Raw genomic sequence first — 15,876 nt, forward strand, 5'->3', positions numbered from 1 at the left:
ATATGCTAAATAATACAAAGGGGAAATTTAAGAACGTTGGCATCAAAGGATTACGTAAGAAAGCAGCCTGGGGAAATCAGACTTTAAGCACTATTTTGACTCAAGGTTTTTAGATGGGACAGCCGTGTTTTGTTTCAGTGGTTATAGCTACATTTTGCAGCTCAATGAGTCTGACACTTCTTATTTTGCTAATTTTTGTTTAACTTCTTGACGCAGATTTTTAATAAACTCAATTATAAACACAATAATTGTTGCTAAAACCAGCGACAAAATAATGCCCAATATCACAATTACTGGTGAAGTTAGACCAATAGGCTTATAAGATTTAATAACTCCACCTAATAATAGAATCTTTTTATTAAGTGTTTGTAGCTGTGACTTATAGTGTTGTATTTTTATATCATTGCCAAACATTTGGCTTTGATAAGACAAAATGGTATTTGATAGATTATTCAATAGTGCCTGACCATTTACGGTCGCCAAATCTTTTGTCTGGCTTAACGTCTCAATATTATGCTGAAACTGCTTAACGGTATCAGCATAAACCTTATTTTGCTGTTGCAATTGTTTTAAACCAAACTCAACATTTTCTTGCCAGTTACTAATGGTCGTTTTGTATTGTTCCTGTGTTTGAGCATAATCAATAAATTCATTTAATAATGTAATCACTTGCTCATTCTGATCTTTTTTCGCTTTAATGTTTAGCTGCAATTTATCCGCATCAAACTGTACTTTATTAATAAAAAAGTCATTAGCATTAGCGTCTTGATATTGCTTATAATAAACCCCGATTAAATTAGAAAGTTCGCTCTTATCCATAACCCAATGAGCCGTTCCTTCACTAATATAACTAGGGCCCAGAAGATTGGCACTAAACTCATAATTATCTTGATGCTTCACACCATAAACAATGCTTAAAATGACGCCTAACACCACAATCACAAGCCATAACTTAATATGCTTAATTAGTGTCACCAATAAATCACTCATACTAATAATATCATTATCCTGTTGTGACATATGTTTCCTTATTTTCCTTATTTTATTTTTTTCTAACTAGTTCTAAAAACGCTGGCAAAAATATAATGAATTGAAGACAACTATGCAATGAAAGGTTTTGATTATTTTGCACCGAAGCCAGTCAAAATTGTATAAATCGTTTTCATAACAATTTTCAGGTCCATAATGAGTGAATAATGTTTTACATAATATAAATCATATTGCAGCTTCTCATAGTTGCCATCTGCTCCAATCGTATGCCCTTGCGTTACCTGTGCCCACCCTGTGATACCAGGTTTAACAATATGGCGAAGTCGATATAAAGGGATATCCTTTTCAAATTGTCGCGCGGTTTCCACCCATTCAGGGCGTGGACCAATTAAACTCATATCACCTTTAAGAATATTCAGAAACTGTGGTAATTCATCGATTCTAAATTTACGCATAAATGCCCCAAACTTGGTGACACGCATATCTCCAGCCACTGTTTCGCCATCTACATCTGCATTTTTAACCATCGATCTAAATTTATATACTTTAAATGGTTTATTATTAAAGCCCATTCTTGACTGTATATAAAATACAGGACGCCCCATGGTGACAATAATGACCAACGAAACCACAGCAAAAACAATCAGTAATAATGGTAGCAATAATAAAGCTAACAAAAACTCACATACATTTTTAAAAAATCGATACCATAGTGGAACATTAAATCCTGCGTACATCCAATTTTCATTCAACTGTGTTAATGACAGGCGCTGCTCAATTAGTTCTTCATAGGCACTTAAAGTTAGCACAGGAATATCATGTTGACTTGCATGGAATATAAGCTGATTCCAGTCATTTTCATAATGAAAGTGCCTATCTACGACAATTGCATCAATGCGCTTCAAGTCTTTTGGAATAACCTTATCTTTTGCGATTAATTTAACCTTATGACTTAATGCAAGCCTCGATAGTAAGTGTGAATGCACTAAAATACGATAAGGATGTCCAAATGCCCTTATAATAACAAAGCGGGCAAGTGTAACCACCAAGAACCAACTAACAATGGCACAACTGCCCACTAAAAAAACATGTGATGCTTTACGTAAAACCACCGTAACCAAAGAAATAATAATAAAGAAAAAGATTGTAACAATAATAATATGCGTGTAGTACTCCAACAGCATGCTAGAACGTTGATAGCGATATAACCAACTAAAGCAGAAAATCACAAGCATAAATACAAAACTCTCCTGACTTAAGCTCCAGATATACTCATAAGCCCATATAAATAATAAAAACATAAGAGTTTCTAATATAAAAGCAATTAGCGATGATTTATTCATATAGATCGATTAAATAAATTCCTATGGCGCTGAAGTATATACTAAAAGCACTGACCTTGCCCACGGTTTAGTTATATTACTTTACTTTTTAAAAAGTTAACTGATACTCCTTATACTTGAGCAACTGTCTAACTAGCTGTTAAACCAAAAATAGTTGTTGCTTTCATTTAATCACAAACCTTCTTTAACATTCACACTTTTTCAACCCACAAATCCGCCATATTGCGCTGCTTGTCATCAAAACTCATCCCAATTAAATAAATTGGTTTATTATAAGACTCATACTTTTGTGCATATTGGCGTGATTTAATCTGGGCAACAGCCTCTTTGGCATCACCGTATTTCTGTAGTTTAAACTCCATAATCATTACCTTATCTGGCATCACAAGTGTTAAATCAATTCTCCCGTGATTTGTCACATCTTCAGCAATTAAATCATAGCCAAGTGCTGCTAAAAAGCTATAAACAATGCTGGCATAAAATCCCTCGTACCTCTCAATATCATTATTACGATACCAATCATTTGGAATGCTTGCAAAGTGACTACATATAATCTCACCTAAGCGCTCGAAATCATTTTTTTCAAAAGCGCTAATCATATGATCTATTACTTGATTTTTCTTACTATCATTTGTCGCTATTGTCGCCAGGCTGTTATTAAGACTATATTTAACCTCATAATTTGGATACCCTAACCGATAAGCAATGACATGTCCACGGAGAAACATTTCTTTAATCGTTAAGTACCCTGTCTGAAATAAAAGTGTTTCAATCGGCATATTATCGACATCAAAGGTTCTCAACAGATGCTCGTTGACCACAACACTTTCAAAATCTGGGATAAAATAGCGATTCTTTTGCACCAGTTTCACTAAAAATGTTGGTGTTGCTGTTTCAAACCAATAATTACGATAATGAAAATCTTTACTTATAAATAATAAGATATCAAAAGGGTTATAGACTTTTTGTTTTTCACTTCCTGCAAAATTATAACCATTATACCAACGTCTTAATACGTCATAATCAACTTTAGCTTGCTGCAAATAAACATTAAAAGTTTCTACTAATTCTGCTTGGTTATAACCACAAATATCAGCATATTTAGCATCTAAAGTTATATCGTCTAAATTGTTTAAATCACTAAACAAACTCACTTTACTAAACTTTGAGACTCCGGTTAGCATCACAAACTTAATATATTCATCTTGCGCTTTAATCACACTATAAAAATTTTTTAAACGTTGACGCATTGCTATAGCAAGATCATTATTATCAATATTGTCTAAAATCGGTTTATCATATTCATCGATTAGAATAACCACCTGCTGATACCTAGTGCCAAGTGTATTAATGAGATAAGAAAATTTGCTACTAACTTCACTATACAATTTTTTAATCTGATAACGCTCATAATACGTATCTAAAAACTTACTAATCTTTTCATCCAATAACTGAGGGTTTGATATATTTCCCTCACCAAAACTAAAATGTAATACTGGATAAGTGACTTCCCAATCCCAGTTTTTCTCAAGATGCAATCCTTTAAATAATTCTCTATTGCCTTGAAAAGCTTGCTTAATCGTATCAATTAATAATGACTTACCAAAGCGCCTAGGACGAGATAGAAAATAGCGCCCCGCGCCTTTGTTCACCAGCGTATCAACATGTTTGGTTTTATCGATATAAACATAGTTTTCAGTAATAATTTTCTCAAAACTTGAGATACCAATCGGGAGTTTTTTCATATTCTTACCTTTTCCCTACTTAAGCAGTTCATTAATATCGCCAAGTGATAATAGTTTATATTCAACATCATATCCATCATAATAGGTCACCAGCTTGTGTAACTTTAATATCAATTTGCCTCGATTTAATTCTTCCTTATTGTGTTTAACTTATCTGCTTTTGCCAAAAGGACTAGCTAGCCCATCTTGTCGATTATAAAGCTTCACAATTATAATAACCTAGGTTGCGATAACTTTGGTTATCATAATAAAACAGAAGTTAATATTCGATTGCTAACTACTATAATCTATTAAAAAGCCTAAAGATGATCGTAGAAATAATAATCCAAGTTCAGTAACAGCTGCAAGCACGTCGTTAATTTTCAGATCTCTTTCCAACAAAAACATCTAGAATTTTCTCTGCGGCAGACTCAACCGAGAAAACTGATTTTGCTAGCCTTTTTGCGTTCATGGCATATTCTTGACGACATCGCTTATCCAATAGTTTAATAGCATTAGCGTATAACACACTATCATCACCTGTAAGAGAAACAAGACCAGCATTTCTTTTGTTAATGAGCTCCATCAAATCATTTCCTGAATTTACTGACCCCAGAACCGGTAGAGGTTGGCTAACGTATCCCAATATTTTACCAGGAAAATTATGAGCTTTATGATCTTTATGCAAAGAGAACAAACCCACATCAGCAATTTTTTGGATTGAAAAGTACTCTTTCTGAGAAACGCCTGGAAGCAATAATATATTGTTTAACTCAAACTTTTTAATTGCATTTGCAACCAGTTGATATTCATCACCTTGTCCAATCAAAACAAATTGTGCCTGACTGTATGATCGCATTTGGTAAGCTAAATTAACCACATTTTGCATATTTTGCGCAAAGCCAATATTACCACCGTAAATAAAGATCACTTTATCCTCAAGAGCATATTTTTGTCTAAACTCAACATTCGGTGCAATACTATCTAAAGAGTCTGTATCAACCCAGTTATATAACACACTGCAATTCTCTATATAACGTTTATCAGTGTAACTGTTAAACCAACTTAAATTTGCCGGTGACATCACGCCAATATGACTAGCGGCTTGATAGTTAACACTTTCATAATATCGCAAAAATTTCGCTATAAGAGATTGTTGCTTAATTATGCCGTGATCTATGGTCCACTGTGGAAAAAAGTCCCTTAACACCAAATAGCTTGGAATGGAAAAGTGCTTTTTAAGCTTTATCACTGCTTTACCAAAGAAAATGGAGGGTGAATAATACACGATGGCATCAGGCTTCAAATTATTCTTATTAACAAGCTTCCAAACTTTATTTGAGAATCGCAGCTCATTAATTAGACGCTTCAATTTTCCTGTATTTTTAACCGCTCCCGTTTTAAAGCGAAATACTTCTATTTCATTAATCACTTCATGCGCAGAATCACTATAGTTATTTGGCGTAACACAACACACCTGATGTCCCAACTTATAAAATTCACACGCTAACTCATGTAGCATCTTAGCTGAGACTTTTTTACTCTTCGGTAAATAGTCATCGGTGATAATTAGTATCTTCATTTTCGCCATACAAACTGATTAATAATAGGAGTGTAACCTTGGATAATACGAGTTATTTTTTGTGATACATTGTCGTCTTTATAGTCATGGGGCAGCTCATAGCGATCATGATCATAATCAAATGTTTGCCTTAATACTTCTGCAGCCTGTAAAATTGATTGCTTATCAATTCCTGCGACGACTACTGTACCTTTATCAACCGCTTCAGGTCTCTCAGTACTCGTACGAATTAAAATGCCAGGGAAAGACAACATTGCTGACTCTTCACTCAATGTCCCGCTATCAGAAACAACTAAATAAGCATTTTTTTGCAATGCATTATAATCACTAAAACCAAAAGGCTTCATCAGTTTTAAGTTAGGATGCAATGCTACCTTGCGCTTCTCTAAAAAAGCTTTGCTTCTTGGATGAAGAGAGTAAATCACTGGTAAGTCATACGCGCTAGCAAGTTCGTTAAGCGCCTCCATTAATAAAGTAAAATTTTTCTCTGAATCAATATTCTCCTCTCTATGAGCAGATACAACTATATATTTCCTTTTTTTCAAGTTGAGTTCATCAAGAATTACACTTTGTTCTATTTTATGAATATTTGCTTTTAAAACTTCTGTCATAGGGGAGCCAGTGACAAATGTATATTCTTTTTTAGCTCCCTCACTTAACAAATAACGGCGACTATGCTCAGTATAAGCTAAGTTAACATCACTAATACAATCAACAATTCTGCGATTAATCTCTTCTGGCACATTTTGATCAAAGCATCTATTGCCTGCTTCCATATGAAAAATAGGAATTTTTAAGCGCTTTGCGGAATATGCTGCAAGACAACTATTTGTGTCCCCCAATAGCAATAATGCCTCTGGTTGGTATTTTTGCATGGCGGTATAAGAACATGCAATAATATTGCCAACTGTTTCTCCTAAAGACTTGCCAACTGCATTAAGATAAACATCTGGCGCACGCAATCCCAAGTCATCAAAAAATATTTGGTTAAGTTCATAATCATAATTTTGTCCGGTATGCACTAAAGTTTGTTCAAAACAGCGATCCGCCTCTTTGATGACTTCTGATAACCGAATAATCTCGGGCCTAGTTCCTACAATTGTCATTAATTTTAATTTTTGCACTTTACACCTCTAAAGCATATGTATCTGGATGATTGCGGTCAAACGCTTCATTACACCATATTAATACAACAAGCTCATCTGGGCCTATATTAGTAAAGTTATGTGTATAGCCTAAAGGAACTTCCACCACTTCCTTTGTTCTATCTGATGTACTAAAGCTAATAAGCTCACCTGTATTCAATGATCTAAACTTAAACTCACACTGACCTTTTACTACTAGAAATTTCTCTTGCTTTGAATGATGAAAGTGATTACCTCTTGTAACACCGGGTTTAGTTGTTGAAATAGATACTTGCCCATACTTTGCTAATTTAAATACTTCATAGAAAGTACCTCTATCATCACTATACTCAGCAAGTGCATACTTTATTTTGTCCTTAGGGCAATAGCTCATAAAAGTTGCTGCTAGCGCTCTTTCAAATCCTTCAGCTCTTTCTGTAATTTGCAAAGTCTTTTGGCCATTTTTGATTGCTTGCAACGCTTCATAAATCGAGCCTAACGACCTGTGATATTGAGGAACAACATCAAAATAATTTACATTTTCTTTTACCTTACCATCAAGAATTTCATTGATTTGCTCTATTAGTGTGCGGACAACATCATCTATATACACTAGCGTTAGCATCTTAGAAGTGTTATCAATCTTGACAGGGATATCTCGCCACAAGTTATGACACATTGTTGCAATAAAGGAATTATAGTTTGGTCTACACCACTTGCCAAACACATTTGGTAACCTTACGATGGAGACATTCGTATTGTTTGAATTACTGTAACTTCTCAAAGTATTTTCTGCTGCTAACTTTGATTGACCATAGCTATTGTCAAGCTCCGCCTGAGTCGATGACGCATATATGATTGCAAGTCGATGCTTCTTTGCATAATCACATATTTTTTGCGTGTAAGATAAATTGCCCTCAATGAAGCCTTCATCACTTTTTGGGCGATTTTCACCGGCTAAATGCATGATGATATCAGCGCTTTCAACTAGTTGCTCTAACACTTCATCTGAAGTTTGTCTATTAGACTCTACAATATTGTAATCGAACGCAGCACAGTGCCTGAGTTGAGTTACTAAATTTTTGGCAATAAAGCCATTGGCTCCTGTTACTAAAATTGTTTTCCTCATTTTAGAGCACCAAATTCAACAAGATCGTCTTTAATCTCTCGTAAGCCTAGCAATAAGTTATGCAGCTCAGCTTCTGTTAATCTCTGTGTATTATGAGAGTGATATTCGTCTGATTGAGTGACAACGGTTTCACCCTCGTCAAAATACTCACTATAGTTCAAATCACGTCCGTCTGCAGGAATACGATAATATCCATCCAGATCAATCGCTTTTACCATTTCTTCACGAGTTAGCAATGTCTCATAGAGCTTCTCACCATGGCGCGTACCTATTATCTTGATCTGATGATCTGGCGCTTGAAGTAATTTCCTTAGCGTTTTTGCTAATAAATCTATGGTTGCCGCAGGCGCTTTCTGCACAAAAATATCACCATTGTGACCATTATCAAATGCAAATAAAACCAACTCTACAGCTTGATCAAGACTCATCATAAAACGCGTCATTTGCGGGTCTGTAATTGAAATTGGTTTATTATTGCGTATTTGATCAATAAATAACGGAATAACAGAACCACGAGACGCCATCACATTACCATAACGCGTACAGCAAATCGTTGTGACATTTTCATCAAGATTTCGCGATTTAGCAACCGCAACTTTCTCCATTAATGCTTTGGACATACCCATCGCATTAATTGGATAAACCGCTTTATCCGTACTAAGCACAATTACTTTTTTAACTTTATTCTCGATAGCAACGTTTAATACATTTTCAGTGCCCAAAACATTTGTCTGCACTGCCTGAATCGGATAAAACTCACATGAAGGCACCTGCTTTAATGCTGCAGCATGAAATACATAATCCACTCCACGCATCGCATCACGAATCGAGTTAACATCTCTGACATCACCCAAGTAGAATTTTAACTTTGACGAATTATATGCTTTACGCATATCATCTTGCTTTTTTTCATCGCGCGAAAAGATACGAATCTCAGCAATATCAGTTTCTAAAAATCTTCTTAAGACAGCATTGCCAAAGGAGCCCGTGCCGCCTGTTATTAATAATACTTTATTCTTAAACATTTTAACTAATACCTTATAAACTTATATCAATCATAATATCAGGCAAAAATGTTAAGCACTTTTGCTTTTTCTAGAGCATTTGGGTAATTGATTAGGACAGCTTTATACTTCCCTTTAAAAACAAATAAACTACCAGCACAAGCGCCAATAATGCCATTTTCATCAACTAACTGCTTTATATCCTCTAGAGTTCCAGCCCCTCCCAGTATGGTGAGTGGCACTTTAATACTAGCTTTTATTTTTTTTGCTAAAGCAAAATCATAACCTTTCATTACGCCATCATGGTCAATTGAGTTAATAACAATTTCGCCTACCCCTGAAGATTCTAGCCTTTCCAGCATATCAAATAAATCTATATCAATCTTTTTGGTTCCATTATGAGTATATATGGAATATTTACCAAAAAGATTCTTTTTGACATCTAACACTGCAACAACACTTTGTGCACCGACTTTATTGGATATATCATCAACCAAATTAGGGTTTGTTATTATGGCAGAGCTCATGGCAATTTTCTCAACACCTAGGGAAAAGATTCTAGCTGCTTGCTCAGCATTAACAATTCCACCACCATAACATAACGGCATCCGGCACTCTGCAGCTAAATTTTCAATCATGCCATAGTTTGGTTCCTTGCCTTTAACTGTTGCATCGATATCTAACACCATCAGTTCATCAGCTTCTTTTTCATTAAAAATTTTCACTGCATTAATCGGATCACCAACATACTTTCCTGATTTAAACTTTACTGTTTTAACAAGTCCATTATTATGTACAAGTAGGCAAGGGATAATTCTTGGAAATAGCACTTTTATAATTCCCCAAAGTTTTTTAAAAACTGCACACCATTATGATGACTTTTTTCAGGATGACACTGCATACCATAGATATTTTCTTTATTCACAATACAAGCATAATCATCCTGATAGTTTGCCATTGCTAAAACATTTTGCTGATCATCACAATCCGCATAGTAAGAATGCAAAAAATAAAACCTCGCTTGAGTTTCCAAATTTGAAAGTATCTGATGGTTACTCATCTTAGATACAACATTCCATCCCATGTGTGGTAAAGGTAACTTATGTAAATCATTTACTATAAATTTTTTCACAACACCACTAATCCAACCAAGACCCTCAAGCTCGCCTTCCTCACTACTGTTTAAAAGCATCTGCATCCCCACGCACACACCAAGAATTGGTACTTTGTCATTCATAACAAGCTCTATAATCGACTCTTTCAGGCCTGAACTATTTAATTTAGACATTGCATAATCAAAAGATCCCACTCCGGGCAAAATAAGCTTCTCTACACTATGAAGTTCTTTTTCACAATTGACAATCTGGCATTTTATATTCAAACGTTTATATATATTGACAAAGGCTTTAACATTGCCAACGCCATAATCAACCACTCCTATCATCTTCTATACTCTGCCTTCATTTTTAATTTTTGCATTGCCCACGAACCCAGCTCATAAATCCAATACTGGTTTTTATAATCTTTAAATGTTTTATTTGGCTCATTCATATATTTTCTGAGCTCTTCAGGAGCAATGCCCAACTTAGTGGCTATATACTCAAAGTCATGCTCAATGGTTTCAGGATCATACGCTAGTTTCTTAAGTTTTTCCAACGCTTCATCACGCCTCATTTGTCCTGTTAGAATCAAACTTGAGTACTGGACTCTTCTTGTATCAAATCCAAATTTCTCTGGCAACCAATACCCCTCGTAGAATTTAGTAAATCGCGACTCAAAATGCTTTTGTGCATAACGCTGATATCCAAACTCTTTTTCTAAAAATTGTGTTGCTTCTTCCTTGACATAGGGGAAGTAATTAAGTGGTTTCACCACTTGAATACCCTTTATATACTTCAGATAAACTTTATGCCAAAGAATATTGGTTAAAGGAAAAGTCTTAAGCGGTTTTGATCCGAATTTTTTATGAATATCTTTTAGCTGAGTTGAGTCTGATTGATAATACATCCATTCAAAAGGGTTAACAATACACTCTGTAGAATAGTTAGCACCTGTTAACATATACTTAATCTTATACTTGGAACAAAACTTATACATCGTTGCAAAAAAAGCATGGTCTTGCGGTGTATCAACATGAGACACTCCTGATTTAAAAAATGCCAGTTGCAAATCTTTCATCTCCTCCCAATCAATCACTTCGGTATATAAATCAAGTCCTAATTTATCAACAATTCTTTCGATATTATTAACCGCTTGCTGAGAATTCCAACCCGCATCCACATGAAAAACTAATGGACGCAATCCTAGCTTCTCTTTTGCCAAATAAACTAGATACGAACTGTCTACGCCACCACTCATACCAATAATACAGTCAAAATCTTTCCCTTTGCCGTGCTGTTTAATTTTTTCTGCAACTTGCTGCATCTCGGCAATACTCGCTTCATCTGGATGCCAAATAGGTAAAGTCCTTTTTTTAAAGGTATTACAATGATCACAAACCCCGTTTTCATCAAAGGTAATTTTACTATCAGTTGTGTCCATTACGCAATTTGTACATATTTGGTAACTCATTTAATTCCTTAACTACTAATTGTATGCTAAAAACAAACCGCTCGCATTCTAACAGAAAGCTTATTTATCCTCAATGAGAGATTCTAATACTAGCTTGACTCCTTGCTCAATATCCTTATGCTCTTCTAAGAAAAGGACTTTTTGCCCCAAAGCTAAATATTCATCTCCCAAAGATGAGCTATACGTAATCATATAGTCAGCATAGGGGTAAATTTTTTTATCAATAAATACAACATCGCTTGCAAGCTCTTCGTACTGATGCGCATAATCATAAAGTGGATGCAGCTTAACATACACTACTATGTCTAGCGATCTAGATTCTGCAAGCAGCTCCTTAATAAAAGCTAACTCCTTATTTACAGCAACAACCGAGGATGCCATAAAAATAATTTTCTTGCTCCTATCACCAATATGCTCAAGCTTAAGCTGTGGTTTAATATATTGATGATTTTGAATTTTTGAGTAGTAACTTAAGTATGCCTCATATGACTTGCTATTATAACAGTAAAGCTGATTTACAATTCCAAGTTTATAGTCAAAAGCGATTCCTTCCTTTAACCTGCCATGCTGTACTAATGTTAATTTTTCTCCGGCAATCTGTGAAGCTAGATATGTCCATCTTTCATAATGACTATTGAGTAAAATACTCATGCTATGACTCTTTAGCTTTTCAAGCAGCACTGTATACATAGAGACTCTGTAAACATCATTTAGATGAAGCTTAAAGCTTGAAAATACTAGTTTTGATTTCTTCTTTCTAGATACTTGAACTTGATAAACTACTCTTAAAGCAAGTAATAAGGCTCTACTCTTGTCTTTGAAGGAGCAAAACTCAGATAAGCCTTTATATGTCAGCGGCACCTCAGTAATGGATGTTATCCCAGTTAAACTAAAATCATAAGATGTCTTCTCTGACTCGGTAAAACCCACTCTTGCATTTTCTAAAACACCATTACTACGAGACCTTATAAAACTACTCATAACGAATCTGCCAATGATATACACATACAACAACCACCAAATTTTTTCATACAGAATGCAGCATAAAAAAAAGAGTTTATATTTGAGCTTGGAGAGGTTAACAATCTTACCGATTTTAAATAGAAATCTCTCAGGGTACCTTTTTTTATCTAGATTCAAATATTCAGCAGCGTCTTTATCACAGGAGATTTCATTATAGTAAGATTCAATTATTTTGTTTTTTAACATATACAGCTTTCCCAATTATAAAATAAATTAGTAAATAGAAAAAAAGCATTACAAATATATCCCAAGGAATAAGCGTTGAGCGTAAAGTTGTAAAAATCCTAAAGAATTCAAGCAAGTATACTGGCCAAAGCAACAAATTAGCCTCGCAAAAACATTTGTATAATTTAGAAATAATCGCTGCATACAACACTAAGGGAAGCCAGCCCAGCCACATACCATACCAATTAAAATATAAGTCTGTAATTAATGGCCATTGCTGTGTGCCTTTTTCAATATACCACTGTTCAGGATAAAAAACTTTGGTCAACATAACTGATAAGTCAAAATTAGAATGAGAATCAGCCCCAAACATAAACTGCATATACTTTACCAAAGGAAAGTATATAGTCTGCATAAATCCTTCCTGATAAAAATGTAACACCTTGTCCTGAAGGTAGAAAACATTGAAATATGTCATAAGATATTCAATCGATGATTTGCTAGAATTATAAAACCCATCTGACCTTAAATAATTAGCAAAGCCAAGAAAAATTAAAAAAAAGACTCCAATTAACAGAAGTTTTTTATACGTTAATTTACTTCTGTAAATCCAAGGGGATATAAAGATTACGAATAAAACAATAAATTTACTCTTCAACCCTTGAAAGTATGATAGAAACAATAGAAACAAAATACATAAAACAAAATACACTATTGTATTTCTAACTTTCTTGCATTGCAAACCTAGCAAAAAAGCCACTAGTGGAGATAAATAAGTTATAAAAAAATTAATTACACCAAGCCCCTCTCTATTGCTTATGTAGGCTTTTTGATAGTTTTCAACCCACATCAACCACCCACCAGAAAAAGTAATAAAGAAAATCAGCAACACCACCAAAACTGTAGAAGTAGCACCTGTAACAAAAGTTGATACTTTATATTCTGGGACTAGATTATATTTGATATTTCTAGTAAAACATGAAAAGGAGCCATATAAAATTATATATACAAATAAAATTTCAATATAAATCAATGGTGCGAAGCTTAACCAATCAGGGGGTAGCCATGGAAGCGCATATGAAATATCAAAGTATTTATAAACAAAATATATCGAGCTTGGGATTACAACATACAAGACGTGATAGCAAAACACCATGTTATTAGGATGAAAAATGAATGCAGGTCTATTACGTACATAAAGCAATAAAATTAGAATATTTACAGCAAATATCTGCCCCCATACGACTCTTGTAGTAAATGATAAGGAGGCAACCACGATCAATAAGAAACCCAAATATCCAAGATAGTAGATTCCTTTAAAGTTTCTGATTAATGACTTGTTATAATCTAAATTCATTGTGAAAAGCCATCATCCACAATAATATTTTGCCCATTCACATGTTTACTCAAATCACTTAGCAAATAAACAAGCGCTCCACATAAATCTTTTGGATCAAGCATACCCTTGTTTAAACAATTTTCTTTATATTTTTGCAAAAAGCTTTCAGGTTGATTATCTAGAATTCCTCCTGGACTAATTGCGTTTACTCGAATATTTAATCCTTTGAAATACGCCGCCATATATCTAGTCAAATGAATTACTCCAGATTTTATTGCTGCGTACTCTACAGGAGTTGTCATATTAGTTCCACCATAAATTTCAAATTTTGGCGCTACCACACCATAAATGGATGCAATATTTATAATGTTGCCCCAACCTTGGTTTTTAAAATATTGAGCAAACTGCTGTGACGTTAAAAAGTAACCGCCTAAATTCATGCTCGTATTTTCAGCAAAATCATCGTACGTCACATCAAAAAAATGCTTTCCATAATTCTTATTTCTGGGATATGCATTATTGACTAAAGCATCAATCTTACCATAATCATCATGCAATTTCTCAATCACACTAGAAATTGAGTTTTTGTTAGTAATATCTATTTGCATAGGTAAAACTCTATCACTATGCAAGTCCAACGATAGTTCTTTAGAAACATTCATTGCATGCACAATATTACTATCTGCAATAACTGCAATACCTTTGTTCTCTACTATTGATCTTATAAAAGCTTTACCAATTAAACCAGCCCCCCCTGTTACGACAACTACTTTACCATCTAACATCAGCAACTCCCATTTTTATAATTCATGCAATAACACCCAGTTTTCTTTTTATCCATCTGCCGAGATTTTTATACTTCATTTCGGTATGATAAGCAATAAATGCAGACAGTAAGTTACTAACTAAAAACGCGCCAATGAAAACAAGCCATCGCATTTCAATACTCCCAAGCTTAAATAGCACTGATATTAAATCTAAAATAGTATAATGTATTAAGTAGAGGGTGTATGAGTAACCTGCACAAAATATTACTTTCTTACTCCCAAGAAGTGGCTTGTTTATTTGATAATTACTTAAAAACAAAAGTGAAAACATAAATGCAAAAGAAACCAACAAAACAAATGTCGTATCATATACATATGGAACCATTGAGTATCGTCTAATTGCAGCGATTAAAAATAAAACTAAAAAGATCGAACTTGCTAGAATAGATATTCTTTCGGTTTTTAATAAGTACGAATAGAAAAATGCAATTATCCATCCCGCAAACCAAATAATCGTAAAAGAGTCTTTGCCTGAGTTAGAATAACTGCTATATAAATTATAAAAGGGTACTATTGCAAAAAACATTAACAGGCACGCCCCTTTCCAACTTATCTTATTTTTATAATAACTGAGGTAAAGCATGCCAAAAAACATATACATCCACCACTCAATTGCTAAGCTCCATAGAGGTCTCCCTGAACCAAAAGCCTGAAAATGGGTTTTTGGATAGTTTTCAAGCATAAATAAATTCGCAAGAAAGCTTTTAACATCAAAATAATTTGCGTACGGGTACTCCAAATGTAATACATGTATTCGCAAAAGATCAATTAACAGTATAAAAATGAGACATGGAATTAACCCTGAGTATATTCTTGAAAATCGTTCAATAAAAAAAACTTTAAAGTTATATGACTCCTCTTTATTAAAAAGCGCATATGCTATTAAAAAGCCTGAGAGTATGAAAAATATAACAACCGGTGTTTGTTGAATGTAGTTATGCGAACCTATTGGAACAATTCCAAACATTACAAGCCCATGTCCAATGACAACAAATTGAGCGGAAATCAAGCGTAAAAAGTCGAGATAATATGACTGTGTATCATTTAATTTCATA

The 15,876-nt window shown here is 34.2% G+C and carries 14 protein-coding genes; all 14 read right to left on the bottom strand.

Annotated elements, in window-relative coordinates:
- Positions 1-180 precede the first annotated feature (180 nt).
- On the bottom strand, positions 181-1,020 hold the full coding sequence (locus tag DNJ75_RS03840; RefSeq protein ID WP_117001866.1) for a GumC domain-containing protein: 840 nt from the start codon (positions 1,018-1,020) through the stop codon (positions 181-183).
- Positions 1,021-1,121: 101 nt separating this feature from the next.
- On the bottom strand, positions 1,122-2,291 hold the full coding sequence (locus DNJ75_RS03845) for a sugar transferase (protein WP_157968193.1): 1,170 nt from the start codon (positions 2,289-2,291) through the stop codon (positions 1,122-1,124).
- Positions 2,292-2,524: 233 nt separating this feature from the next.
- Positions 2,525-4,078: an ATP-binding protein gene (locus DNJ75_RS03850; RefSeq protein WP_117001868.1), complete on the bottom strand. Its 1,554-nt coding sequence runs from the start codon at positions 4,076-4,078 to the stop codon at positions 2,525-2,527.
- 355 nt (positions 4,079-4,433) lie between these two features.
- Positions 4,434-5,648, bottom strand: coding sequence for a glycosyltransferase family 4 protein (locus DNJ75_RS03855; RefSeq protein ID WP_206609089.1), 1,215 nt, complete (start codon positions 5,646-5,648; stop codon positions 4,434-4,436).
- On the bottom strand, positions 5,636-6,763 hold the full coding sequence (wecB, locus tag DNJ75_RS03860) for a non-hydrolyzing UDP-N-acetylglucosamine 2-epimerase (protein ID WP_117001870.1): 1,128 nt from the start codon (positions 6,761-6,763) through the stop codon (positions 5,636-5,638). Before wecB ends, DNJ75_RS03855 begins: the two co-directional genes overlap by 13 nt.
- Before the next feature lies 1 nt (position 6,764).
- Positions 6,765-7,892, bottom strand: a complete 1,128-nt coding sequence (locus tag DNJ75_RS03865) for a polysaccharide biosynthesis C-terminal domain-containing protein (protein WP_117001871.1) — start codon at positions 7,890-7,892, stop codon at positions 6,765-6,767.
- Positions 7,889-8,917, bottom strand: a complete 1,029-nt coding sequence (locus DNJ75_RS03870; RefSeq protein ID WP_117001872.1) for a polysaccharide biosynthesis protein — start codon at positions 8,915-8,917, stop codon at positions 7,889-7,891. The genes DNJ75_RS03865 and DNJ75_RS03870 overlap by 4 nt, the downstream gene beginning before the upstream one ends.
- Before the next feature lie 38 nt (positions 8,918-8,955).
- Positions 8,956-9,726 (bottom strand): AglZ/HisF2 family acetamidino modification protein, encoded by a 771-nt coding sequence (locus DNJ75_RS03875; protein WP_117001873.1) that lies wholly within the window; start codon positions 9,724-9,726, stop codon positions 8,956-8,958.
- A gap of 2 nt (positions 9,727-9,728) precedes the next feature.
- Complete coding sequence (hisH, locus tag DNJ75_RS03880; RefSeq protein ID WP_117001874.1) at positions 9,729-10,340, bottom strand: imidazole glycerol phosphate synthase subunit HisH; 612 nt, start codon at positions 10,338-10,340, stop codon at positions 9,729-9,731.
- Entirely contained in the window at positions 10,337-11,467 is a 1,131-nt protein-coding gene (locus DNJ75_RS03885; RefSeq protein WP_117001875.1) for an N-acetyl sugar amidotransferase, read from the bottom strand. The genes hisH and DNJ75_RS03885 overlap by 4 nt, the downstream gene beginning before the upstream one ends.
- 60 nt (positions 11,468-11,527) lie before the next feature.
- Positions 11,528-12,676 carry a hypothetical protein gene (locus tag DNJ75_RS03890; protein WP_117001876.1) on the bottom strand — a complete coding sequence of 383 codons (1,149 nt, stop codon included), beginning with the start codon at positions 12,674-12,676 and terminating at the stop codon, positions 11,528-11,530.
- Positions 12,654-14,012: an oligosaccharide repeat unit polymerase gene (locus DNJ75_RS03895; protein WP_117001877.1), complete on the bottom strand. Its 1,359-nt coding sequence runs from the start codon at positions 14,010-14,012 to the stop codon at positions 12,654-12,656. The genes DNJ75_RS03890 and DNJ75_RS03895 overlap by 23 nt, the downstream gene beginning before the upstream one ends.
- Positions 14,009-14,779 (bottom strand): oxidoreductase, encoded by a 771-nt coding sequence (locus DNJ75_RS03900; protein WP_117001878.1) that lies wholly within the window; start codon positions 14,777-14,779, stop codon positions 14,009-14,011. The genes DNJ75_RS03895 and DNJ75_RS03900 overlap by 4 nt, the downstream gene beginning before the upstream one ends.
- A gap of 22 nt (positions 14,780-14,801) precedes the next feature.
- Positions 14,802-15,875 carry an acyltransferase family protein gene (locus DNJ75_RS03905; RefSeq protein ID WP_117001879.1) on the bottom strand — a complete coding sequence of 358 codons (1,074 nt, stop codon included), beginning with the start codon at positions 15,873-15,875 and terminating at the stop codon, positions 14,802-14,804.
- Between the last annotated feature and the right edge of the window lies 1 nt (position 15,876).

Origin of the sequence: Cysteiniphilum litorale (assembly GCF_003428165.1) — a bacterium.
GTDB lineage: Bacteria > Pseudomonadota > Gammaproteobacteria > Francisellales > Francisellaceae > Caedibacter > Caedibacter litoralis.